This is a genomic window from Pseudomonas sp. K5002, assembly GCF_013386655.1.
Taxonomy (GTDB): Bacteria; Pseudomonadota; Gammaproteobacteria; order Pseudomonadales; family Pseudomonadaceae; genus Aquipseudomonas.
The window spans coordinates 1-512 of sequence record NZ_JACARK010001348.1; the positions used below are offsets into that span (position 1 = coordinate 1).

The 512-nt window shown below is 66.6% G+C and carries 2 protein-coding genes; both read left to right on the forward strand.

Annotated features, from left to right (window positions below; genetic code table 11):
• A partial coding sequence (locus HX846_RS36255) for a HEAT repeat domain-containing protein (RefSeq protein WP_372242061.1) occupies positions 1-117 on the forward strand: 117 nt, incomplete at its 5' end.
• Entirely contained in the window at positions 114-431 is a 318-nt protein-coding gene (locus tag HX846_RS36260; protein WP_008433404.1) for a DUF971 domain-containing protein, read from the forward strand. The genes HX846_RS36255 and HX846_RS36260, both read left to right, overlap by 4 nt.
• The last annotated feature ends 81 nt before the right edge of the window (positions 432-512 follow it).

Sequence of the window (512 nt, forward strand, 5' to 3'; positions counted from 1 at the left end):
CTTGCGCTGGGCGAGTTGGGCGACCGACAGGCCCTTGGCCCGCTGCGTGATGCGGCCGACGATGGCGACCCGGAAGTACGCAAGGCGGTGCGCATTGCCCTGGCACAACTGCAATGAACAGTGCACCGAACGGCATTGGCCGCGATGATGATGGGCGCTTGAGGCTGGAATGGCGCGACGGCGTGCAATGGATCGACCACGCTCGCCTGCGCCGTGAATGCCCGTGCTCGCAGTGCCGGGCCTTCCGATTGAGAGGCATGCCGCCGCTGGTGTCGGACCGTGTCCGGGTGCTGGAGGTCCATCCCCAGGGGTATGGCGTGCAGTTGATTTTCAGCGATGGGCACCAGCGGGGGATTTACCCGTGGGCTTATTTGGCAGCAATGGGGCTCCAGACCGGGGCGCCAATCTCCGCTGGTCAGGTGCGCGACTGAGGTTGCAGGTGTGCCGGCAGCCGGCGCAGCGTCCACCACACCGTCAGCATCGCTGCCACGGCGCTGAGGGCGATGCCGATC